The 21,012-nt window shown below is 55.1% G+C and carries 24 protein-coding genes and 2 pseudogenes; 5 read left to right on the forward strand and 21 right to left on the reverse strand.

The annotated features are described in order from the left end of the window. Positions 1 to 134: 134 nt before the first annotated feature. Both C163_RS16715 and C163_RS16720 read right to left on the reverse strand, forming a co-directional pair. Positions 135 to 800, reverse strand: coding sequence for a LexA family transcriptional regulator (locus C163_RS16715; RefSeq protein WP_025339825.1), 666 nt, complete (start codon positions 798 to 800; stop codon positions 135 to 137). 106 nt (positions 801 to 906) lie between these two features. Continuing rightward, positions 907 to 1,560, reverse strand: a complete 654-nt coding sequence (locus tag C163_RS16720) for a LexA family transcriptional regulator (RefSeq protein WP_025339826.1) — start codon at positions 1,558 to 1,560, stop codon at positions 907 to 909. Positions 1,561 to 1,690: 130 nt separating this feature from the next. Between C163_RS16720 and C163_RS16725 the strand changes: the two genes are divergently transcribed. From C163_RS16725 to C163_RS16735, 4 genes are all read left to right on the forward strand, one after another. Beyond that, positions 1,691 to 2,002 carry a DUF6124 family protein gene (locus C163_RS16725; protein ID WP_025339827.1) on the forward strand — a complete coding sequence of 104 codons (312 nt, stop codon included), beginning with the start codon at positions 1,691 to 1,693 and terminating at the stop codon, positions 2,000 to 2,002. A gap of 438 nt (positions 2,003 to 2,440) precedes the next feature. Further along, positions 2,441 to 2,956 (forward strand): DUF4880 domain-containing protein, encoded by a 516-nt coding sequence (locus C163_RS16730; protein WP_025339828.1) that lies wholly within the window; start codon positions 2,441 to 2,443, stop codon positions 2,954 to 2,956. A 532-nt stretch (positions 2,957 to 3,488) separates the two neighbouring features. After that, on the forward strand, positions 3,489 to 3,680 hold the full coding sequence (locus tag C163_RS27410; protein WP_218187082.1) for a hypothetical protein: 192 nt from the start codon (positions 3,489 to 3,491) through the stop codon (positions 3,678 to 3,680). Beyond that, on the forward strand, positions 3,659 to 4,993 hold the full coding sequence (locus C163_RS16735; RefSeq protein WP_218187083.1) for a hypothetical protein: 1,335 nt from the start codon (positions 3,659 to 3,661) through the stop codon (positions 4,991 to 4,993). The genes C163_RS27410 and C163_RS16735 overlap by 22 nt, the downstream gene beginning before the upstream one ends. Positions 4,994 to 5,065: 72 nt before the next feature. On the opposite strand, the pseudogene C163_RS26635 reads toward C163_RS16735, so the two are convergent. Further along, positions 5,066 to 5,299 (reverse strand): annotated as a pseudogene (locus C163_RS26635) (IS5/IS1182 family transposase); the annotation flags it as partial. A gap of 119 nt (positions 5,300 to 5,418) precedes the next feature. Here C163_RS26635 and C163_RS27210 point away from each other — a divergent pair. Then, positions 5,419 to 6,699, forward strand: a complete 1,281-nt coding sequence (locus C163_RS27210; RefSeq protein WP_155951634.1) for a hypothetical protein — start codon at positions 5,419 to 5,421, stop codon at positions 6,697 to 6,699. Positions 6,700 to 6,788: 89 nt separating this feature from the next. On the opposite strand, the gene C163_RS16745 is transcribed toward C163_RS27210, so the two are convergent. From C163_RS16745 to C163_RS16830, 18 genes and pseudogenes are all read right to left on the reverse strand, one after another. Beyond that, positions 6,789 to 8,003: a hypothetical protein gene (locus C163_RS16745; RefSeq protein WP_256220373.1), complete on the reverse strand. Its 1,215-nt coding sequence runs from the start codon at positions 8,001 to 8,003 to the stop codon at positions 6,789 to 6,791. Between the two features lie 161 nt (positions 8,004 to 8,164). Then, positions 8,165 to 8,599 carry a hypothetical protein gene (locus tag C163_RS16750; protein WP_025339831.1) on the reverse strand — a complete coding sequence of 145 codons (435 nt, stop codon included), beginning with the start codon at positions 8,597 to 8,599 and terminating at the stop codon, positions 8,165 to 8,167. A gap of 272 nt (positions 8,600 to 8,871) precedes the next feature. Next, on the reverse strand, positions 8,872 to 9,318 hold the full coding sequence (locus C163_RS16755; RefSeq protein ID WP_025339832.1) for a hypothetical protein: 447 nt from the start codon (positions 9,316 to 9,318) through the stop codon (positions 8,872 to 8,874). Next, a complete protein-coding gene (locus C163_RS16760) occupies positions 9,308 to 10,027 on the reverse strand; it encodes a hypothetical protein (protein ID WP_025339833.1) in 720 nt (239 codons plus the stop codon). Before C163_RS16760 ends, C163_RS16755 begins: the two co-directional genes overlap by 11 nt. Then, positions 9,999 to 10,571, reverse strand: coding sequence for a hypothetical protein (locus C163_RS16765; protein WP_025339834.1), 573 nt, complete (start codon positions 10,569 to 10,571; stop codon positions 9,999 to 10,001). The genes C163_RS16760 and C163_RS16765 overlap by 29 nt, the downstream gene beginning before the upstream one ends. Continuing rightward, positions 10,555 to 11,277 (reverse strand): EscJ/YscJ/HrcJ family type III secretion inner membrane ring protein, encoded by a 723-nt coding sequence (locus C163_RS16770; RefSeq protein WP_025339835.1) that lies wholly within the window; start codon positions 11,275 to 11,277, stop codon positions 10,555 to 10,557. The genes C163_RS16765 and C163_RS16770 overlap by 17 nt, the downstream gene beginning before the upstream one ends. Then, positions 11,274 to 11,582: a type III secretion system inner rod subunit SctI gene (sctI, locus tag C163_RS16775; protein ID WP_025339836.1), complete on the reverse strand. Its 309-nt coding sequence runs from the start codon at positions 11,580 to 11,582 to the stop codon at positions 11,274 to 11,276. Before sctI ends, C163_RS16770 begins: the two co-directional genes overlap by 4 nt. A gap of 67 nt (positions 11,583 to 11,649) precedes the next feature. Further along, positions 11,650 to 11,910 (reverse strand): EscF/YscF/HrpA family type III secretion system needle major subunit, encoded by a 261-nt coding sequence (locus C163_RS16780; RefSeq protein ID WP_025339837.1) that lies wholly within the window; start codon positions 11,908 to 11,910, stop codon positions 11,650 to 11,652. A gap of 16 nt (positions 11,911 to 11,926) precedes the next feature. Beyond that, the gene (locus tag C163_RS16785; RefSeq protein WP_025339838.1) at positions 11,927 to 13,093 is read right to left on the reverse strand and encodes a PrgH/EprH family type III secretion apparatus protein; all 1,167 of its coding nucleotides are present in this window, start codon (positions 13,091 to 13,093) and stop codon (positions 11,927 to 11,929) included. A gap of 217 nt (positions 13,094 to 13,310) precedes the next feature. Continuing rightward, the gene (locus tag C163_RS16790; protein WP_025339839.1) at positions 13,311 to 13,970 is read right to left on the reverse strand and encodes a winged helix-turn-helix domain-containing protein; all 660 of its coding nucleotides are present in this window, start codon (positions 13,968 to 13,970) and stop codon (positions 13,311 to 13,313) included. A gap of 249 nt (positions 13,971 to 14,219) precedes the next feature. Further along, complete coding sequence (locus tag C163_RS16795) at positions 14,220 to 14,483, reverse strand: acyl carrier protein (RefSeq protein WP_049866768.1); 264 nt, start codon at positions 14,481 to 14,483, stop codon at positions 14,220 to 14,222. Positions 14,484 to 14,521: 38 nt separating this feature from the next. Beyond that, positions 14,522 to 15,475, reverse strand: a pseudogene (locus C163_RS16800) (IpaD/SipD/SspD family type III secretion system needle tip protein). A 14-nt stretch (positions 15,476 to 15,489) separates the two neighbouring features. Then, on the reverse strand, positions 15,490 to 16,518 hold the full coding sequence (locus C163_RS16805; RefSeq protein WP_025339841.1) for a hypothetical protein: 1,029 nt from the start codon (positions 16,516 to 16,518) through the stop codon (positions 15,490 to 15,492). A 19-nt stretch (positions 16,519 to 16,537) separates the two neighbouring features. Next, the gene (gene sctE, locus C163_RS16810) at positions 16,538 to 18,295 is read right to left on the reverse strand and encodes a type III secretion system translocon subunit SctE (RefSeq protein WP_025339842.1); all 1,758 of its coding nucleotides are present in this window, start codon (positions 18,293 to 18,295) and stop codon (positions 16,538 to 16,540) included. Beyond that, complete coding sequence (gene sicA, locus C163_RS16815) at positions 18,295 to 18,792, reverse strand: type III secretion system translocator chaperone SicA (protein WP_025339843.1); 498 nt, start codon at positions 18,790 to 18,792, stop codon at positions 18,295 to 18,297. Before sicA ends, sctE begins: the two co-directional genes overlap by 1 nt. Positions 18,793 to 18,930: 138 nt before the next feature. After that, entirely contained in the window at positions 18,931 to 19,962 is a 1,032-nt protein-coding gene (locus tag C163_RS16820; RefSeq protein ID WP_025339844.1) for an EscU/YscU/HrcU family type III secretion system export apparatus switch protein, read from the reverse strand. A 1-nt stretch (position 19,963) separates the two neighbouring features. After that, positions 19,964 to 20,743: a type III secretion system export apparatus subunit SctT gene (sctT, locus tag C163_RS16825; RefSeq protein WP_025339845.1), complete on the reverse strand. Its 780-nt coding sequence runs from the start codon at positions 20,741 to 20,743 to the stop codon at positions 19,964 to 19,966. A gap of 6 nt (positions 20,744 to 20,749) precedes the next feature. Further along, entirely contained in the window at positions 20,750 to 21,004 is a 255-nt protein-coding gene (locus C163_RS16830) for an EscS/YscS/HrcS family type III secretion system export apparatus protein (RefSeq protein WP_025339846.1), read from the reverse strand. Positions 21,005 to 21,012 lie beyond the last annotated feature (8 nt).

The raw sequence follows: 21,012 nt of genomic DNA on the forward strand, positions 1-21,012 counted from the left end.
GCTGACAACCATGGCCTGTCAGGTTCGGCACGTTGCAACAAATGTGGGAGCGGGCTTGTCCCGCGAAGCGCCGCGCGGGCGGCGCTCGATCGACAGGGCGCCGCAACACCCATGCCTTGCACCCGCCACCCCGATCAAAAGACCCCATTCACTCGCACGACCACACCCAGAAACTCGCAGCCTTCCTCACACAACAGCGCCGGGTAGTTGCTGTTGAGTGCCTTCAGATAACGTTGCCCACCTTCCTCCGCCAACTCACGGAAAATCGCCGGTTTGCCCGGCTGACGAGCGATAACCAGACGCCCTGGCTCGGCATCTACCCCAGGGTCCACCAACATCCGCATGCCCTGCGGCACACTGCGGCCACTGGCGGCACTCATCGCATCATTCTCGACAGTCAGCCAGAACGCCTTGCCTTGGGCCAGGTAATCCGTCTGCTCGAACACACCTGGCTCCGCCCCATCTGCGATACCTAGCTCATCCCAGCCCAGCACCGGGTAGCGGAAGCACACGATGTATTGCATGAGGTCCAGGTCGTCATCGGAGTCATCGACCTCGTAAACGCTCCGCTCCCCGTCAACCTGCCCCTGAATGCGCAGCTGCAAGCTGACGATATAGTGCGGCATGCCAATTTCGATGAGGGTGCGGTTCATCGACTCGATCTTCGGCTGCCGCCGCTTGTTCACCCAATGCCCCACGCTGCCTTGAGACACACCAACGCGTTCGGCAAGCTGCTCTTGAGTGAGCCCTAGCTCCTCCATCCGGTCACGGACCAGGGCAATCCATCTATCCATATTCATCGCTGCCATCAGCCTCCTGCAAAGGCGCGCCTATCGATCGAACCCGCTGCGGCCGCTGTAGGAGCGGCCTTGTGTCGCGACAGGGCTGCACAGCAGCCCCGGCAAGCTAGAAGACCCCATGCCCCCGCACGACCACACCCAGAAATTCGCAGCCGTCTTCACACAGGACTGTCGGATAGCGGGTATTCAGCGGTTTGAGCATCCTGTCTCCGCCCTCCTCGACCAACTGCCGCAACACTGCCGGCCGCCCGGGCTGCCGCGCAATCACCAACCGGCCTGGCTCTGCCGGCAGGCCAGTATCCACCAGCACACGCATACCCTCAGGTATGCTCCTGCCACTGGCGGCATTCATCGAGTCGTTTTCCACCACCAGCCAGAACGCATTGCCAGCGGGCATGTAGTCAGTCTGTTCGTGGGCCTTGCTTGTTTCTGGCAAGGCCCCCTGCAAGTCAGCCCAACTCAGCACCGGGAAGCGAAAGCTCGCGTAAAGCAGTGCTTCTGCCGAAACCGGCTGCTCGGCCGCATAGTGACCAGGCGATTCGCGCACGATATCGCGCTCCACCACCATGACTTGGGCTTCCAGAAACACCAGCCCAAGTTTTTCGAGCTTTTCGTTGATGGTTTCCAGCGTCGGCCGCCGCGTGCCACGCAGCCAATGCCCCACGCCCCCCTGAGTCATGCCCAGGCGCTCGGCCAGCTTCAGTTGGCTGAGATTGTGTTCGCGCTTGTAGCGCTTGAGAAATGCGTTCCAGTTTTCCATGAGCGGCAACAATACGGACTGTATTACTCGCAGCAATACACAATCTGAATTATTTATTTTGAGATAGATAGTACAGACTGACCTATCCTCTGATTCCTGTGTGTTTGAAGGGAAATCAGAAGGTATCGCGATGAAACCACCGAAAAACGACGAAACAGATCTCGACAGCGAAGCCGCCCGCCGCGCCCTCGACTACTACCTCAACCCCAACCCGCCGCGCCCCACCCTGGACAACAGGATCTGGACCCTGCACGAGGGAGTAACCGGCGACCAGGCTCAGGAACACGCCATCGCCCTGCTGCGCTGCGCCGCCGCCACCGCACAGGAAACCGCCACCCACCAGCACGGCAGCCAGCGCGAACTGACCTTTGCCCTGATGCACATGATGGACATGGCACGCGCACTGCTCGAGCACAAACGCACCGTGGAATCGGGTTTGTAAACAAGAAAGAAGGGAGAGAACGTGATGGCCGGGTAACGGCGAAGGCCCCGATTGCCGGGACAAGGAAGCGCACCGGTAAAACTTTTTTACCGGATTAGCGAAAATTCATTTGACTGGCAAATGATAACGATTATTATTGCACTCAGCTGATCGCGAGATCTGCTGGATAACCTGGAGCTTAGGTCGCTCTCAGATTATCTCCTCATCAGGCTAATCACGGTTTTTGACCCAGCTTTTTGCTGGGTCTTTTTTTTTGGCTCTTCAGGCTAATGAAGATCGTGATGGCGCGCATGATAGCAAAGGTGTTTCAGGGCGTGAACGCTCATTACAAAACTTTGCGGAATCAGCACTTGAGAATCAATCTCGTTTCGCCTACGCTGATCACGCATCACGGAAGATGCCCCCATCCCTCCCCCTCCATAGAGCAAGGAGCTGTCCATGACCCGTCTGCTGCTGCCCCTTGAGCACCCAAACCCTGCTGCCGAACATCATGCCGACGACGCCCTGCTGTACGCCCTGAAACGCCTGCCACGGCGTGTGCAACAAGTATTCCTGCTCAACCGCCTCGACCAACTGGACTTCGCCAGCATCGCCGCCCGCCTGGACCTGCCATTGGCGAGCATCGAGCGGCACATGGACCAGGCACTGCAGGCCGGTCGCTCGCGCCGGGATGTGCTGGCGAGTGTTGCCGGGCAATGGTATGTGCGCTTGCAAAGCCCTCAGGTAACGGCGTGCGAGCGGATCGACTTTCGCCGTTGGCTGGATGCGGACATGGCGAATCTTCAAGCGTTTCATGACACGGAACTGCACTGGCGCAGCCTGTTGGCACCGGCACGGCAGCTTGGCCATGATGGCTGGTACCGGCAAGGCCGGGCCGCGCTGTCACTGGGCGGCTGCTCGGTTGCGCTCGGGCTTGGTGTAGCAGCGTTGGTTCTGTTCGGGTTGTGGGCCTGATCACCACTCGACGGAAAGCGGGCCGCCAACCTCAGAGTCTCAGGTTTTCACGTGAAACCTAATTGGCGAACCAAAGCGCAGCGCTATGCTCGTGCGGCAGGTGCCAGTGCCTTTTAGTTGGGCTGGGTTACCACACTGCCGTCGAAGTGCTCGAGGGCACTCTCGTCTACACAGGGCAAAACATCAGGACAGAAGGAACGCTGCCTCAATCACAACGAGATTCCGCCCACGTGTTCGGGCATGGCGCCGCCGGCTAACTACGCCGCTGTTTTCCCGACGCGTTGTTCCCGACTCGGGTTCAACAGCACGGTATCGATCGCCCCCTGTGACATATCCAATCCAACCGCTGTGCCAACCTCTTCTCCCTGGTTCGTACACATCGTGACTTCGGGTCAAGACCTTACTCCCCCTTGAAGTGTCACAAAATAGGATGGGCGCATTTTGCAAGCGCGACCGCCCCCTTCAAGACAGGATGTGAAGCTCACTTCCGATAAGAAAAATTCTCATGTTTATTTGCAGATCCGGCGCATCTTTGAATGCCATCTTTGGCATGGACTCCCAAGGCAAACCGGAAAGCGTGGCCAAGAGCAGCCCGCAAGCCGTGACCTTATCAGATGCGCAAAAGCAAGCGATTAGCAACAGCAAGTTCTTTGAGGCGGGCGCCAGCATGTCTTTGCTGGGCCATCCGGGCAAGGTAGCGATGTGTTCGACCAGCAAGCCCTGATGCTCGCCACCTTGTTGCGGCATGGTTTTAGCGAGCAGAGCCAAGCTGGAGGAACGCTCGTCTATTACCAGGGACGGAAGCAGCTTCTGCGCGACGTATTGCAGGCCTCTATCGCGCCCTTGTCGGCGCAGTCCGATCAGATCGGCCGAATGATGAGCTCCGACCAAGCGCTGCAGCCATGGCTGCTGGACACTTTGAGCACGCCACTACAGGGCCTGCTCGATGGAACCGGCAAACAGAGTCATGTCGAGTTTCTGACGAAGATCCGCTCCCTGAGCGCTTTTGGCACTACCGTCTGGCAGTTGATGAACCCAGTAGAACACCTTAAGCAGCCTGAACTTCATGCGCAGCATAAGGCAGCCAATAGCGCGGCGTGCGCGGCCCTGCTGCGGGAAGCAGGCTTTGATGCCCAGGCAAACGACTTCGCCGATCGGTTTAAGGAGTTTTCAAGCAAGACCCGTACACCAGCCTTCGACAGCCCGCTTAGTCGAGCCCGCAGCGAACGGATGCCGATGGTGGAAATAGGCGGAGTGCGACGCCCGGTGAATGGGGTATATGAGGATGCGGCCAAATTGGGCTTGGGTTTTGGTCTGGTAGTGCAAAATACCGCCGATCCTGATGGCGTCGAGCAAGCTGCCTTGCGTGCAGTGCTAGGCGAGCGCAATCAGAATATTAATGCCATAGCTCGTGAAGGGGCGCCGACTGCCGACCTGACCCGTCCCTTCACAATGTCGGAGACAGATATGGAAAATGTGCCTGAAGCCTATACACAATTAGGCCTGACCGACATGTTGGACCAATACGCGATGCTACATGGCACCGGCATTAATCGCTGGCAGGTCTTTGGCACGTTCGCGATGGACAGTAATCTTCAAGGGCTACCCTCTGCGGGGGCACAATCAGGAGGTACCTGCGACATTCTGCTGGCGCTCAATACGCTGAACCCGGAATCCATTTACGGCAATGCGGCACTGGCACTGCCTGCCGGCTTGGGTATTGCCGCTTTCATGAACTTTGGCGGGTACCACACTTTTGCGGAAACCTTCCCTATTGCCGAGGCTGCCGCAGCCAACACCCCCTATGTCCCCAGCAATCTCGTCGCGACGCATCAGCCTGACCTGTACCAACGGATGAAGAAGGTAGCGGAGCGCTGCAGCCCAGAGGGTTCTGAGAAGCTCGCGCAGTTCCGTCAGAGCCATGCGCAGGTTCTTGAGACGCTACGCCAGCAACATCCCGATGTGGAATCGCCTGCACCTAGCGTCGAGTTCCACGCCTCTGCGCAACAGATAGCGGATTGGCGCACTCGCAATTAAACCTCGGATCAAGCCATCGGCATTGGCCAAAGCATGTCAAATGCCGACCTGTGCACGATGCTGAGTTATTGCTTAGGCTCTGTACGAAAAGAGATGTCGCAAACACCGCATGGAACAAGCCAGTGAGACCATTACTGCATAGCTTTTCGCGAGCTTGTCGAAGCGTGTCACGATGCGGCGGTTCTCTTTCAGCCAGCCAAACATGCGCTCAATGATGTTGTGCTGTCGGTATTTGGGCCGATCAAACAGTCTGGGTAAGCCAGGGGTGGGTTTGCCCTTCATTGAGCGCATCGGGATGACGGGTTGTCCGTAGATGGCCAGGAACCTTACAGAATTTCAGCTTCCGGAGGGCGCCAATTGGGTTTCTTTGGTTTTCGTACAGAGCCTAGATAGCTATACCCACACAATAATATTGGAGTCTACCCTTGCAAAGCATGCTCAATACCATAACTACTCAACGCTCTGCCTCGCTCACAGAAGCGACAACAAGGAGCAAGACGCCTATCAGCGTATTCGCCAATACCACGATGGTATCGGATCAAGAAAAAACTAATCTGAATGACATTACTACACTAATTGTATTTGGAGAAAAAGGAGATCTGAGCACAAACCTAAAACACCACAACATCGCTGAGAGTCGCCCAGCCTTTTATATAAATCATACGGTGGCGAACACGTTAATTCGCAAAAATATCTCCCCGCCTCCCCCCAAAAAATATCAAGGGTATGACCGTTTAAACCAAGCATTGCGGCAAATATCACTCGCAGTGAACACTGCGATGAACCTGAAACTGAACAGCAACCCGCTTGAAGTTCAGGCAAGTGTATTCTGCAATTTACTGCATCTCTCATCCAATTTCCACACAGACAAGATTCAAGAAGCGCTCCGCATTGCCTTGACAGACAGCGGCCTATTTAAATCTGCCCAGGAACGCGTTCAACCTCATGAAAGGGAAGACTGGGATAAAGTGTTAAGCGCCAGACGTGCCAGACACCATAGGAAGCTTATGGAGACCTTCGCCTCCCTCGACTCTGTGCTCACGACAATAAGCAAGGCTCATACGGAAATTATTCACGACAGAGGTATCCGCCCTGGCACCAATTTGACCAAGTCAACCATCGCATTACAATGCAAAGCCGGCTTCTTGACGATTTTCAAGGTTTTCGAAGACATCAAACGCTTCGGCGCCTCTAGCCACATCATGGTCCATTCTCCTCCCCAGAACATGGAATCGAAGCCCTACCTACCAGAAGGTGTAACCGAGACGATGCATGCAGAACAGACTATTGAAGAATACTTAGCCAAATCTGCCGACATCATCTACGACGAAGCTATTGCTAAATTAGACTTGCAAGCAGGACAACACATAATTGTAAATATGGCAGGAAGATTTGTGCCCTGCGCCGTATGCAAAGAAGTTGAACACAGCAGTACCAACGGTGGCGTTTTCGACCCCAAAAATAACAAATTTGTATTATGGCGTAGTTCCGAGCGGATTGGGATGGCATTCAAACACGAAGTACAACACCTGGCACTGCATGCCTTACACAGTCGCGACGCTCATGAAGCATTGAAAAAGGCGTTAAAAATCAGAGATGGTTTTATACTACACCAAGAAACACTTCAGTCTTATGGAGCACCGGTAGTAACCTGCTTTTCGCTTGACACAGACAGCGAAAGCTCAGACGACCAAGGGAACGATTAAAATCTCCACCCGCAGAAAACCCATCATATTTTACAAGTCCGGGACTGGCATGACTCCGGTCACGCCAGCGCCCCTTTAACTATACAGCACTACTTCAAGACACTGGCTAAAATTTCACTACCGATGGATGTTGACTTCAGGTCATCGTAGTTTAACTTATTGCTATACCCCAATGCTGCCTCACCATCAAAGACACCGACAGAAGCGAGCATGATTTCATGGTAAGAGTGATGATTCTTCGGAGGAAGTAGATTGCCCAACATCACCAGTCGAGCCTCTTCAAGTGTGGGAATCTGACTGATATCAATATCCTTGTCATAGCTCAACAGTTCACGACACATGGCGTAGTGATTCAAATACCGTAGGGTATGCCCGCTAGGACCAGAGAGAACAGGCTTGCCGTGTGCGACTGCATCAAGCACCCATTGGTTGACACTTTTGTCCTCTGTATCTGACCACCTAACCACATTGGACAACCCCCCTGTAGTATGTTGACGAAACTGACTTCCCAAGGGGTTACTGTCCCTAGAGTTGGCCTCGTCATCGGTGAATGTCTCTGTGCTCCAACTAATATTCAGGGTTTCAAACAAGGCCTTGCGCGCGGAGGGTTCCATGCCCTGTAAAATGTGCAGAATCCCGTCACGATGATCAGCAATTCCGAATGTGTCTTTAAAGTAATTTGGTTCATCGCCTTTGCTGGCAACTAAGTCATTCCATCTATCCGCTATCAAGTTGGCCACACCTGCCGGATACTGAATGGGATTGTTGACCTTCCATATTTCCAAATCAAACCGATGCGAGTTCCAGGGAAAGATTGGATTATCTGGAGTTCGCACATGATTAAACATGCACTGCCGCCTTTCCATCCCTGGGACATTATAGATCTCGTCTTCAGCCTTTATCAGTGTCGCTAGCACGTGGGCGTCCAAATTGTCTTTATCAGCAATGAGTTCCTTTGCCCCACCAATATTCTTACTTTCATGCCGAATCCTTTCTTGCTGTTCAGGCGTAAAATCCCCAAACCTCATAGGCGCACCAGAATTCAACCTAATCGCCTTGGCTATCGCGTTAAGCCTGTCACTGGTCGCCAACCCCTTGCCAATGGCCACCTCAATAATTCTATTTTTTTCTGCCGTTGTTCTATAGGGATCTTGGTCAAAAACATTCGCCTCCACGTTAACCTGACCACGCCCAACTATCGCCTCCATACTTTTAGACGGCAATACGCTGGCGAACGAAACAGGTTGTAAAAATACAGGCTTTCCCTCACGCGGACTTGAGGTATGTAAATTCAACCTATCCATCACCTGCCTCAGTTCTTTGGCTTGAGCAGATGTTATTACGCTAGCATTTCTCAGAACGCCTCTGTCTTCCGCCTCGGAACTCTTAGCGGAGAGCGCACACATAACAACTGCAGCTCTATTGATACTATACACAGACATCAACCTCTACTTTAATCCCAACGTTAACGACGACCAAGACAAGCATTTAAACTTATATACCCCTTCAACAAGCCCATAAACACCTCACCCAGCAGACCAGTACAAATATCGCTTGAATTAATGATTCTGTAATACACCAGAACATTATCTTCAAGAGACAGTACATCACCACTTGAATTTATTTTGAAGTAACAAGGTAGCTCAGCCAGTTCGCCCAACTCCTTATCAGTAAGAGGCATCGGCATTACTATTTTAAAAAAAAGCACTAGCTTCTCTAGATCACACTCATACTTCAGATAAAAAAAATCCCCACTTTCCAAGCGCAGAGCAACTTCACTGAGATCATAGAAATGAACATTACTCAATTGATGCTGCTCTTTTAGAACATCCAACAGCTTACTGATTTCGCACTCTACTTCCACCCGCACAGGGTCATACACGCCATTTAAATGTTCCATTACCCACCCACCATTACATTTATATTCACATAGATAACGAGTATCAGCCCCACCGCACGAACCTGTTACCTTCCGTTAGGTATTGAGTACCATCCCCCAAGCCAGGTCAGGTAGCTAGCGAGGACTTGCGACTCACTCCATCTTTACTCGAAGTCGGAAACGCTCATCTGGCTCGTGGGCGACCCGGATCAGGTGGTCAGGCGTTTTTTAACTGCAACTTGTTCGAAGAATCCTTAAACGGCTGATCACTCACTTAACATACGAACCTATCATTACCAACCGATATTCTCGCGACTGTCGTCATCCTCAGAAGGCTTGAACACCTCCTGCATAAACTCTTTGACGAACATACCGGTTGAGGCAACCGACACCAGCGCAACTCTTATTTCCTTGTAAGTCGCACTTTCTTCCAAGCCCTGCTCTTTCATCCGCACCATCACCTGCGCCAATACATCCATCTGCTTTTGCGTAGTTTTATAAGGCAACTCCCCACCGGCATTCGCGTATTGTTTCAAGTAACCCTGAATACCGCCCGGCGAGGGTGTCGTGGACGCTATCCACTTCATGAACTCATCGTAGAACTGAGCAAACTCAGGATCCGGATCAGCGCTGGTTTCCGCGCTTTGAAGCCCCATACGCCGATCCAGGGGCACAATCGTCTCGGTGCCTCGGCGCGGGGCCTGGCCGGCGCCTGTGGGCGAGGCGTTATCAATGATCATTGCCGTTATCCAACTCCGAAACATGAAGCGGGCTAGAACCTTCCTTGTCGAGGGCGGCAGCCCAACTGATAAACAAGCTTCTCGACGATTCGTCGAGCTGGCGCACGCTCTCCGGCAACTGCTTGAGCTGGGCGATCAGGCGCGGCGACAGGCGTTCCTGTGTGGCGCCGATGTCGAGCTCGACCACCTGATCCGCCAGGCGAAACAGGTAACGTTCCTGGGCATGGAAACGGATGTCCACACACTCGACTGCCAAGTCCTTCAACGTGCTTTTCAGCGCCACCTGTCGGGCCTTGCACCGCAGCGGCAGGAGAATCTGCAACGGCTCCTGGCCCTGACCTGCCCAGCTATCCTGCCAACGTTGCAGCAGGGCATCGAGCAATTGTTCATCCATCAGCAAATCCCCCAACAGTGACCGGGCGGCCTGCGCGAGCTCGGCTTGCAGCGCGCTCGCCATCAGCCGCGACCGCAGCAGAAGCGCGCTCAGGTCAGCAGCGGCTTGTAGCACCCCCTGGGAATACCCGTCCTGAAAGGCGCTCGCACGAACCTGGTCTGCCTCTTGTTGCGCTTCTGCCACACAGGCCTTGGCGCGTTCGCGGGCTTGCTGCATCAACAAGCGGCGATCGCGCGCAGCCGCCCGCTCTTCATGCCTCAGCAGCAGGGCATCCGCTGCCGGAATATCAACAAGCGTTCTGATGGATTCGAGCATGTTGTACCGCCAGGATGAAAAGTGACGAATTCGGCGCCAGGATCGGCAAGGTTTGCTGCAACTCGACCACTCGCGGCGAGAACTGCAAGAACAGACGCTGCATGAGCGCATCCGGGATGTGTTGATGCCAGGCTGCCAAGGCAGCGAGGCCCAGGGCGCCGAGCGATGGTTCAAGTTCTTCTGCTTCGTTGATCGCGACCGCTGGTCGAGTGCCCAGATTGATACGGGCGAAGGCTCTTGTCGGCACATTGAGCTCACGCATCCGCGCCCCGCGAGCCAGTTGCGGCCACATCAGGTGCGCCCCCATGAGGCGGGCGACTGCGGGCAAATGCTGCCAATGTGCGACCCAGCAATCAGTCCATGGATTGCGCTCGATCTGCTGCGGGTCGGGGCAACTGAGTTTCAAGCCTTTTAGCAACGATTGATTGAGCAACGCCCGGGCTGCCGGCTCGCCAAACAGCGCTGGCATAACACCCCGGTGAGGATGCAGATAGTCCAGCGGCTGCTGGAGGACGGCGCGCAGCGCTTCAGTTCCGCGAAGCATGCTCGATCTCTTTCGACTGTCGATACCGCATGACCCAGTACCCTAGCGCAGCCAGAATGCCTAAGACGAAAACGCCATAGAGCCAGGTAAACGCGTAGGCGCGAGGCTCCGGAAAGGGGGCGGTATGCTGAATTAAAGCCCGCTTGGACAAGACCACCGAGATATGGTCGTAGTCCACGGCCGAGAAACTGTTCTTGAGAAAACGCTTGATATCGCTGATCAGTAGCTGTGGCTCGCTGTCACGCTCATACACCACCAACGCCGAGACATGGATGGGCGCTACCTTGCGACCGCTTTCTCCGGTCTCCAGGTCATAACTCACATGTACCCGTGCTGAAACCACACCCTCCAGGGTATTCAACGACTGCTCCAGGCGCTGCTCCAGCGCACTGTACAGACGCGCCTTCTCGGCTCGCGGCGAAGCGACCAGAGAGTCCGCAGGAAACATCTGGGCGATTTCGACACGCGGCTTGGAGGGCAGCGAATACAGGGCCAACAGGTCGACCGCCGCCGCGAAATCCGCTTGCGCGATTTGCACCGAGTATCCGGTCTTACCGTTATCCACTTTGGTCGCAGTGATGTTATTGCGCTGCAGTACCGAAATCACTTCATTGACCTGCTGCTGGTCAAGCCTTTCGAGCAAACTCGGTTGTCGACAGCCAACCAGCATCAGGCTGAGCAGCGCAAGCCAGGCAAAAACCCTCATGACGAACGCAACAAGGTTTCGGCCGTAGTCACCGCTTTACGGACCAGGACGTTGAGTAGAGAGACATCGATGTTGTACTGCGCAGTGAGCAGCTGCAATTCGCTCAACACTTCCGGGTTGGTGATATCCGGGCGTTTGAGCATGGCATTGATCCTTGCATGATCACGCTCGGTGCCCACAGCGGAGCTGGCGAAACTCTCGATCAAACGACCCTCCAGGGAAACCACTGAGCCAGGCTCGGGACGCGCCAATTCGGCCATCCGAAGCGGACTCAGGTTCACTGACGTCAGGGAAGAAACAAACATAGGAACCCCACAAGAACAGTGCCGGCTGGCATACGAAATACCTGCCAGCCGAGCGGAAACGCGAGACTTAACGCGCGGCGGAAACTATCGCCGTGTCAATTTCCTTGAAGCCCTTGATCGTATTGGTCGCAGCGTTACGGAACACGTTGTAGGAAGAGAATGCAGCCTGATAGGCCGCCAATAGCGTGGGGTCCGACGCATCTTCATGCAATGCGGCCAGTGCCTCATCGAGTTTGGTTTTGAGACCGGTAGCGCCGTCCTCGAAGCTCTGAGCCTGTCGGCCCAGGAAATCATCATGAAACTCAATGGGATTTGAAACCGTACTCATATATCAACCGTTATTATCAAAGGGATTTAGGAAAGTACCAGGATGACGGCGTCATCTTGATGTAGCCCTGGGGGCCATACTGGAACGACTTGCCCTTGAGCCAGTCATCTTTGAGCTCGATCGCGAAATGAACGTACCGCTCACCCCATTGCCGATGGAACGCTGCGATAAAGTCACCCAGGGCCTGTAACTCAGCGTCCTCAAGACTGCCCTCGACTGTAAAGGTCACACCGTCAGCATGTTTGTGCCGAGTAAAGGGCAATGCCAAGCGTTGCAAGCCTTGCTCGGCCAGATGCAGGAGTTCGTCATCGTCACTTTGTACGATCATTATTTCGCGAGCGTAGGGTGCGACTGCGATCAAAGCGCTCTCCAGGCGACGCTGCAATCCGGGTGCCAGCAGGCTGCGTTGACGACTGATCAACAATCGCGGAACAACCGGATCACTGAGATCCATACGGTGATAGGCGAGTTGCGGAGCAAGGTTGGACACCAGACTCTCCAAACGGCGGCGCTCGTCGTATGTGGTCATCACCTGTGTCGCCGAGTACCCATTGCGCACCAATACCTGCCTGCCCCACGCGGCATCACGCTCGGAGTCGGCGAAGACGTAAATCGCCCGGTCGCGGCCGTAAATGACGACCATGCTGCTGTTGCCCCCGGCAATCAGCGCCTCAACATTCGACACAGGTGTGTGCCGAGAAGCGTACCCACCGAAAATCGCCAACCCGACCATTATCACCAGCACCGCTCCAACAACCACTCGCCGCGAGACGAAAATGGACGTTCGAGCCTGCTCGGGCTCTGCGAGCACAAACGGTTTCTGTTCCAGCAACTCGCCACGCCACACTTCACCGAATGGGCGCACGGCGATTGGCAGCCCCGATATGTTTTCCATTGACTGGAATGGAATGAGGCGCTCAACCGCACCTTCGTCGCCCAAGATGCGAACGACACACCCCGAGCAGTCATTATCGTCAAGCAAAACCTCAAAGTTGCGGCCATCGCACTCCAGCGGAATGTAGATCGCATCTTCCGGAACACTCAACGGATGCTCGGCTGTGCAAAACCTTGCCTCGGGACCCACGACAAAAAGAGTACGCCGCTGCGCCAGAACAAATTCACAACCCTGCAGCGGGCCACTGAACACCCTCAGGACGCATTGCGTTGCAGGAGAGTCCTGCATGCTGTTCACCACCCGGTCTATCAAAATAAAAAGTGCCTAACGCTTCTACTTGCAAGCGATCATAGGGAGTAGCATATAGACAATCCTGATCAGATTATGAGGAAAGCCTGATACAGACAATCAGAACCCGGCTATATAAAAGTCGCGGACCAGCCTCGATCCCGCAATCCACGGGAAAAACTGTCGTCCCTGATCAACTAAACGACAAATTCAAAGGTCAAGACCAAGATGAGTTACACCACTTCCACGGACATCCATGATCGCGACCACGAACCAACTCGACCAACAACGCCCTGCGGTCGGCCCCGTCAATACAACGAACACTGAGATAACAATCAGGCGTCATTCGCTCGACTATGGCCTGGCAATCATCTGAAGCTTGCGCATTAGCTGTCTGTCCCGTCGGCATCACACTAAGGCTTTCGCCGAATGCGGCGGCCAGTCGGCGAACCAGTTCGCACTGCATTTCCAGGCCACGCTCATCATCCTGCACCTGCAACGGCAAGGCCAATGACGCGGGCACCGATGACGGGGAGGATGGCAAGACCGTTCGTTCGACCACCTCCCCTACAAACCGATAACCCTTGCCATAGACCGTCTTGATGTAGCCATTCTCACGCCCCAGCAACTTGCGCAGTGCATAAATGCAGCGGGTAAGGGACTCTTGGGCCACGTTGCAGCTGGGCCACACCTGGTCGAGCAACCAGTCCTTGAGCACCAGCGAACCCGCCGTACTCAGCAATAGCCGTAGTACATGCAACTCCTTGGGTGGAATATGCAGCCCGGTACCGTCACGCAGAAGCAACCCATCTTCCTGCAGGATGCATTGGCCAAAAGCAAACGAACGCTTTGGCCATTGATCAGTTACCCCTTCCATAACGTAGCTCCCCCAATGCGTTGGATATACCGTGACATTGGCAAATCAAACCCGCGCCCCGGCGTGAGTGATCAACTATAGGGAAACTGATCCCAACGATATTTACGATTTTTCTACAATTCACTGGAGAATAACCAGCAATACCCAAGCAAACGCTCTGCTCATCATTGAGTCGGCAGCGCATGCCATACGGTAATGTTGCCGAGCAATAACTACGCGCCCTTACCGGTACGTACTTACAGAGCGGGATTAGACGGATGCCTGAGCGATTGCCTGATGAACCAAGCGATAAAGATCCTCCACCTTACGAATACCGGTTAAGCCCTCTGGAGACAGCTCAACATCCAGAAAGTGGTTGATCTCCAGAACAATTTCCAGAAAATTCAACGAATCCGCACCAAGGTCCTCCACCAAGCGAGCGTTTGAGGTAACGGTCTCGACATCGACCACGAGTGTATCGGCGAGTATCGCGATGATGAGGGCGTCCATTTCAAGCTTCATCATTCGCTTCATTTCGCATTGCCATAGCCAAGGTCACCTTTACGTCGTTGTCAACCAATTCCGCTCGCGATCGCCTTGAGCATCTCTGCATACTGGCTCAATTGTGACGAGAGAATCTTATTGAAATTCTCGTGGTACGAGTTGGCGCTACCATACTTGGTAGTGAATAACTGTAGCTGGTTCTTCAAATCGCCTTCCTAGCTATTAAACCCGGTTTGCCAAGCCTGGAATTTCGCGGTATCCCACTTCACGGTACCGTTGGGGGCTGCTGCGATCATTGCATCCAGCGGTGACAAGTCCATCATCACTCGATAACCACCCTGGCCATCAGGCTGCACACATGAATCGGGCAACCCCAAGGCCTTGGCCCACTTCTGTGCCTGTTCCTGTGTCGCAGCCCCCGAAACAGGATAGAGGACGCCATCCGGGGCTTGCTGATACTTATTACGCAACGCTTCTAACGCAGCGCGCAATTCCCCGCTGATTTCGACCTCCTTACCGTCCGACTTGCCCGTTATCCAGTCCCCCATCTTCGCCATGATGGTTTCGTTGAATGCCTTGTAGAAGTCCGAGTATTTGGTCAGCAGCGCTTCGTAAATCTCCAGGTATTCGCCCTTGATAAAACCGATCATCGCCAGCAACTGCTCAAAGAAATCGGCGCTGCCACTGAACGGGCTCAACGTATTCCGAACAGCTTCTGGCGCCAACGGCAAATCGCCTATTTTTTTGAGCGTTTCATCCTTCCACTGTTGGATGTTGGGGCTAGCAGGGTGCGCAAGAGCTGCCCACTTGCGTAACTCGGCTTCCAGCAAATGCCCCTGAACCTGACTGGGCTTTACTTTCCCGAGCACCGTTCCACCTAACCGAGACACCAACGACTGCGTAAAACGTTCAGCCGCCGACGGCAGCGGACGATGATCGACCTCATGACCGCCAACCTTTTCATCCGCAGGTTGATCGATACGCAGCGCAATGGCAGGGCAGGACCTAGTGACAATTTCCATGATTCATCTCCTGCTCAGGCGCGTAAAGAGGCGATTGCGCTCAGGGTAGAGCCACGGCTGTCGACCAACTGCTGGATGGCGTCGAGTATCTTGCTGAGCAGCGCCGTATTTTCATTGACACTCTGGTTGGCAACATCACTGACCGCCTTGTTCAGGCCCTGCTCGGACTGATGCAGCACTTCGCGCTGACGCTCTGAATACTCTTGCAAACGCAGGATGGCGGACAACCCGGAGCTGATGATCATCGCCATGGAACTGGTGGCACCGCCAACAGTCAGGTTGCGCTCGTATGTTTTTGCCTGCAGAGCACTTTTCATGCGCGCTTCCGTGGCCTGGTCCACAGCCTCACGAATCTTCGACTCAAGGACTGCCCGCTTGCTCGGGTCAATTTCCAAGTCAACACGCATCTGTTGGGCCTGCGCATCGAACTTCGCCGCAGCCGACTGTTTGATCTTGATATCAGTATGCTTCTGGCTCTGCCCGCGCAAGGACAACCCGGCACCTGCGACGGCCATGGTGGTGGCAACGACCGCACCACTGACCGCAGCCCACATCGCGGCCTCACCACCGGCCATGATTGCAACACCTTGTGCTGTGGCGGCCTCATAAGCCATCTGCGTGAACTTGCCGCTCATTTCCGCGCTCGATTTGCGTGCGACATTGAGCGCGACAATCGACGCCACCAACACACCGATATGTTTTTCCCACGCGGCGGGATCGAACGACAACAGGTCCGCCACCGGATCTTTCACCGCACCTTCGGCCCCCTCTTTCTCCTGCTGGAGCACAGTGGCAAAAAACAACCCCATCATCGCCTGGCTTTCGCTCTCGCTGAACCCCGAGGTAGCCAGGTGCTGATTCAACTGCTGAGCCGTCATTGCTTCGACAGCCTGAGTGTGCCGAGACATCAACACCTGCGCATCAAGCCGTCCACTGATACTGCTGATCGACAACGGCTGCTTTTGATTGACGACCTTACCTGCGAGCTCTGCAACCTCAAGGCTGCTTACCGATGTGGAACGACTACTGATTGAAAAATCCATGAGTGCTGACCCTGTTGAATCAAATGTTGCGTGCCATGTTCAAGCTGCTGCTGTTGATACTGTCCTGGATGCTGAAGGCTTGCTTGATGGCGTTATCCTTGGCCTTCATGGACTGTTCGAAGAGCTGGACCATGTCGTTCAGATAGTTCTTCAGCTCTTCGGAGATAACCTTGGCGAACTGGAAGTCGGCCAGGTGCTGCGCCGCGTTGCGCTGGTGAATACCCGACTTGGTTTCCAACGCGGACTGGGCAGCGACACCACCCGCCTCTACGACTGCCACTGAAGCAGCCAGACGCGATGCATACATATCCAGGGAGATTGCATCCGACTTGAGGCCTATGCTGGAACGGGCCTTGGTCATGACACTGGAAAAACCATTGCTCACCGCCCGTGCTGCCTGCTTGAGCATTTGTGGCGTCATCTTGTTGGCCAATTTGCCGAACATGTTGCCCATCGCACTGGCGACCCGGCCCGCAGCGGACTTGCCAACGACCGCGACAACCACCAGTACCGCGACCATGGCCACGGCACCAACGATTGCGCCCATGATCATCCCCGCCATATCGGCCGACGCCGCATCGACGCCGGCCTTCTTCAGAAGATCGGCAATCCCCTTACCGATGCCCTGAATCATCGGGCCGAGGATATTGTCCATCAGAGGCTTCATGGCCTTCTCCATGAACGACACCCCGGTCAACTCCTTGACTACCATGTCCGCTGCCATCAATCCCACACCGACCGCTGCCAGCGCCAGACTGGCTCCGCCCGTAAAGGCAGCCCCGACAACACTGACCACGGTCAGCACAGCGCCCAGAATCTTGCCGATACACCCCGCCGCCTTGCTGGCAGCTTCGGCTTTACGCACTTGCTCCAGGTACTCTTCAGACTTTTTCTCCAGGTACTCCTGACGTGCCGCCTGCATGCTGCGGAACAACTCCAGTTCCGCTTCAATCTTGTTTTCAGCGCTTTCGCCCATCAACTCTGCAAAACGTGTCATCAGCAACACCATGGTCGCAGCCGCGTTCAGCTGACGCTTCATGCCATCGAGCACCGGCTTGTCGCCCAGCCCCGCGTTTTCCACCGACCTGGCCAGGGCCTCAGCCTTTTTGCCCGCCTCTCCAGCCACCTTGACTGCGGCCAGATACTTCAGCTCGGCCTTGCTCAGTAATTGTTGGGTGGCGGTCAAGTTGCCTTGCGCCAGATCACGGGCCGCCAAGGCTTTTGCATGCTCGGGCGTACCCGGCTCGGTTTTCGACAGCGCCGTTTCAGCATCGGCCAGCGCCCTTTGCGCGCTGTCGACTTTAGCCTTGGCTGCGGAGAGCTCTTCCTCGGATGCGCTCGCAGAGGCGACAGCCGCGTTCAATTCCGCCAGCGCACTCAGATAATCGTCTGATAATGCCTTGTTGCCCTCAGCGCTGGCCTTGGCTGCCGACCTGAGGATTTCCATGCGCGACTTGAGTGACTCCAGGCTGACGTCACCCAGCAGGTTGATGAGCGAGGCCATCAACAAGGTGAACCTGTCTTCAGACCCCTTTTTCGCACGCTCAGCACTTGGCAGTGGCGAAGCCAGAAGCGGCCTCCCTGGCGCAGCAGTGTTGCCACCTTGCGACTGAGCGGCGTAGCTCACACCTTGCAGGTTGGCCAATGCCGTATCGGCAGCGCGCTGCCAGGCCTTGGTGTTGGCCGCTTTACTCGCCGCTTCGGCATAACGTTCCCTGCCGGCCTGACGGGCCAGCGTTTCTGGGGATAGGCGTGAGTACAAAGCCCTGATATCCATTACAACTCTTTCTCCGCATGATCAGCGTCGATAGTGGTCAACGCATTCAGGTAAGCCTGAGCCTGCTCGCGCATACCCGGCTCCTGAACATGCTCGATGACATACTCAAAACACAACTTGGCCTTACCGGCTTTACCCAGCGCCAGCTGGCATTGGCCGGTATAGAGCATCGGGCGGTAATCATTTTTACCTTGGGCAAAAGCCACGGCATACAGATCGACCGCTTTCTGATAGTTCTGCTTGAGCTGATGCACCGCCGCCAGCCCCATCCAGTACTGCGCGTTATAGAAGTCGTAGATACAGAGAAAATGGAAAAACTTTTCCGCATCGTCCAGACGCCCCTGCTCATAGAACTCATAGGCAAAGGCGTAGAGGCCATCCATCTGCTCGGTACTGACGCCGCGCAGCTCTTTGAGCGATGCACCATCAAGTACGGCCTGCATCACATGCTCGGCAATCCGGTCCTCTTCCTGCTCTGTATGTTTTCGACTACTCATGACTACTTACTCCTGAATGTTTCTTCAGCGGTGCTGACAGGGCTATTGAGCCAGCTGAAGGCAAGGGGCGCCGTCACAAACCGCTCATCGTGGTGTACGTGAGTCACTCATGCCTGCATTCGGCTTCGCAGGAGCCCCTCAGGCCTGCTCGACCTGCTCGAGCCAGACCAGCAGTCGCAGGACGTTTTCGATTTCCTGCATCTGTATGAAGGTGTAGCGCTGATGGGTCTTGAAGATGCGTCTGGCCAGGGCAATGTCACTGATCACCGGCACGCCTACTTCAGCCGCGTACTTGCGCACGGCCAATGCCCGCTGGTTGGTTTCCATCAGTGAGATAAACGGCATCACCGTGACTTCCGGACGGAAGTAAATACCCACGGCGATGTGTGTGGGATTGGCGACAATTACTCGCGAACCACGAATGTCGGATTTGATTTGCTCGGATAGCAGTTCCTGGTGCAGCGCGTGCCGCCGCCCCTTGATTTCCGGATTGCCTTCCTGTTCCTTGTGCTCGCGCTTGACCGACTGCTTGTCCATCTTCAGATCCTTGATGTACAGCCAGTACTCACACAGCGCATCGAGCAAGACGACCAGCACTATGCAGCCCAGAAAAGCCAGCGCCAGCACCAGCAACAAATGCCCCCAGATCGGGAACAGGTCGACAGGTTTCGCATGGAGTTGTGCAAACAGTAAATGCCGCTGAGTCAGCCAGACCATCCAGAAGGCAATGACAAAACTACCCAGATATAACAGGGATTTAATGGAATCCTTTACTGTTCTGAGGCTGAACAGCTTTTTGAAACCGTTAACCGGGTTCAGTGCTCCGAAGTTAAGTTTCAGGGCCTCGCTGGCAATAGCCAGACCGGTCTGTAGCAACGTGGGCAAGGCGCTGGCGAGAAAGCACACAACGATCAGCGGGGCCACGACCTTGAGCAACAGCCCCCCGAGTTCAGCGGCATAACGCTGCTGATCGGCAGCAAAACCCGAAGCGATGATGCGCCGATAAACCTCTATAAGCTCCAGCAAGATGCCATTGCTCGTCAGGTAGATGATCGCGCATAGCATCAGGCAGGAACTGGAGAGATCCTTGGCCTTGAAGGTCTGGCCCTTTTTCGCCGCGTCGCGACGCTTCTTGGCCGTGGGTTTTTCAGTTTTCGAGGCGCTGGACATATCAGCGGGCCTGCGGTGGTACGATCCAGTCCACCAGCTGATCCAGCTTGGAGGCCAAGCGCAGTATTTCGTCAGGCAGGTGTGCACTGAAATACAGAAGCAACACTAGTAACGCGATGGCTCCCTTGACAGTGAGCGACACCGAAAACGCGTTCATTTGCGGCGCAAAACGCGCCAGCAGACCAAGCAGCGCCTCGGTGAGCAACAAGGTCGCCACCACCGGCGCGCTGATAATCAGCATTTTGCTGATTAACGGATCGATCAGGCCGAGCAACGGCTCAATCCGCAGTTCGCATCCGAATACCGGCGAGCAGAGTTGGTAGCTGTGGCTCAGGGTCTCCACCAGCAAGGCCATTCCCCCACCCTCCAGGTAAATCACTGCCGCGAACAGCTGGAGAAAATTGGCCAACTCCGAGGTGTCGTCGCCGTTAGCCGGATCGATCGTGTTCCCTAACATCGCTCCGCGCTGGTTATCGATCAGGTTGCCCATGCCGTGCAACACCCAGAACGGCCAGGACAACAGGCAGCCGAGAATCACGCCTACGCCGGCCTCTCGCAATAACAACCCGTAGAAGCCAAGCGAGTCCAGGCGCGGCAACGTGCCAGCGGTATAAGGCCAGAGCGCCATGCCAACCAGCACGATCACGGCATTTCGCGGTGCTCCGGTCAGCGCGCGACTGTTGAGAAACGGCAACATGAAAAAAACCGGTGCCAGGCGAGCGAAGCAAACCATTGCACCGGCCAGCCAGCCATGCAGGTCAAAAAAAAGGCTTACTTTCATCGCGATTCACTTCAGGGCCAGGCGCATGACTTCCCGACTGAAACCCAGCAACGTCTCACCGTACCAGCCAGAAAGCAGAAACAGACAGACCGACACCGCCAGCAGTTTGAAGCCAAAGGGCAAGGTTTGCTCTTGAAGCTGGGTCACGGTCTGAAACAGGCCGATGAGCAACCCCACCAGCGTGGCGACGATGATCGGCCAGGCCACCAGAACCAATATCAGGTACAGGGTTTTGTTGCCGGCAAACACCAGATCATTCATCGCGGATC

The organism is Pseudomonas sp. FGI182 (genome assembly GCF_000511325.1).
Lineage (GTDB): Bacteria > Pseudomonadota > Gammaproteobacteria > Pseudomonadales > Pseudomonadaceae > Aquipseudomonas > Aquipseudomonas putida_Z.

Excerpts from the sequence above, each read along its gene's own strand:
- C163_RS16820 (WP_025339844.1), bottom strand. The coding sequence starts at position 19,962 with ATGTCCAGCGCCTCGAAAACTGAAAAACCCACGGCCAAGAAGCGTCGC.
- C163_RS16770 (WP_025339835.1), bottom strand. The coding sequence starts at position 11,277 with ATGAGGGTTTTTGCCTGGCTTGCGCTGCTCAGCCTGATGCTGGTTGGC.
- C163_RS16720 (WP_025339826.1), bottom strand. The coding sequence starts at position 1,560 with ATGGAAAACTGGAACGCATTTCTCAAGCGCTACAAGCGCGAACACAAT.
- C163_RS16780 (WP_025339837.1), bottom strand. The coding sequence starts at position 11,910 with ATGAGTACGGTTTCAAATCCCATTGAGTTTCATGATGATTTCCTGGGC.
- C163_RS16745 (WP_256220373.1), bottom strand. The coding sequence starts at position 8,003 with ATGGATAGGTTGAATTTACATACCTCAAGTCCGCGTGAGGGAAAGCCT.
- C163_RS16730 (WP_025339828.1), top strand. The coding sequence starts at position 2,441 with ATGACCCGTCTGCTGCTGCCCCTTGAGCACCCAAACCCTGCTGCCGAA.
- C163_RS16805 (WP_025339841.1), bottom strand. The coding sequence starts at position 16,518 with ATGGATTTTTCAATCAGTAGTCGTTCCACATCGGTAAGCAGCCTTGAG.
- C163_RS16760 (WP_025339833.1), bottom strand. The coding sequence starts at position 10,027 with ATGCTCGAATCCATCAGAACGCTTGTTGATATTCCGGCAGCGGATGCC.
- sctE (WP_025339842.1), bottom strand. The coding sequence starts at position 18,295 with ATGGATATCAGGGCTTTGTACTCACGCCTATCCCCAGAAACGCTGGCC.
- sctI (WP_025339836.1), bottom strand. The coding sequence starts at position 11,582 with ATGTTTGTTTCTTCCCTGACGTCAGTGAACCTGAGTCCGCTTCGGATG.
- C163_RS16795 (WP_049866768.1), bottom strand. The coding sequence starts at position 14,483 with ATGAAGCGAATGATGAAGCTTGAAATGGACGCCCTCATCATCGCGATA.
- C163_RS16755 (WP_025339832.1), bottom strand. The coding sequence starts at position 9,318 with ATGATCATTGATAACGCCTCGCCCACAGGCGCCGGCCAGGCCCCGCGC.
- C163_RS16790 (WP_025339839.1), bottom strand. The coding sequence starts at position 13,970 with ATGGAAGGGGTAACTGATCAATGGCCAAAGCGTTCGTTTGCTTTTGGC.
- C163_RS16765 (WP_025339834.1), bottom strand. The coding sequence starts at position 10,571 with ATGCTTCGCGGAACTGAAGCGCTGCGCGCCGTCCTCCAGCAGCCGCTG.
- C163_RS16725 (WP_025339827.1), top strand. The coding sequence starts at position 1,691 with ATGAAACCACCGAAAAACGACGAAACAGATCTCGACAGCGAAGCCGCC.
- C163_RS16750 (WP_025339831.1), bottom strand. The coding sequence starts at position 8,599 with ATGGAACATTTAAATGGCGTGTATGACCCTGTGCGGGTGGAAGTAGAG.
- C163_RS16785 (WP_025339838.1), bottom strand. The coding sequence starts at position 13,093 with ATGCAGGACTCTCCTGCAACGCAATGCGTCCTGAGGGTGTTCAGTGGC.
- C163_RS16715 (WP_025339825.1), bottom strand. The coding sequence starts at position 800 with ATGAATATGGATAGATGGATTGCCCTGGTCCGTGACCGGATGGAGGAG.
- sctT (WP_025339845.1), bottom strand. The coding sequence starts at position 20,743 with ATGAAAGTAAGCCTTTTTTTTGACCTGCATGGCTGGCTGGCCGGTGCA.
- C163_RS16830 (WP_025339846.1), bottom strand. The coding sequence starts at position 21,004 with ATGAATGATCTGGTGTTTGCCGGCAACAAAACCCTGTACCTGATATTG.
- sicA (WP_025339843.1), bottom strand. The coding sequence starts at position 18,792 with ATGAGTAGTCGAAAACATACAGAGCAGGAAGAGGACCGGATTGCCGAG.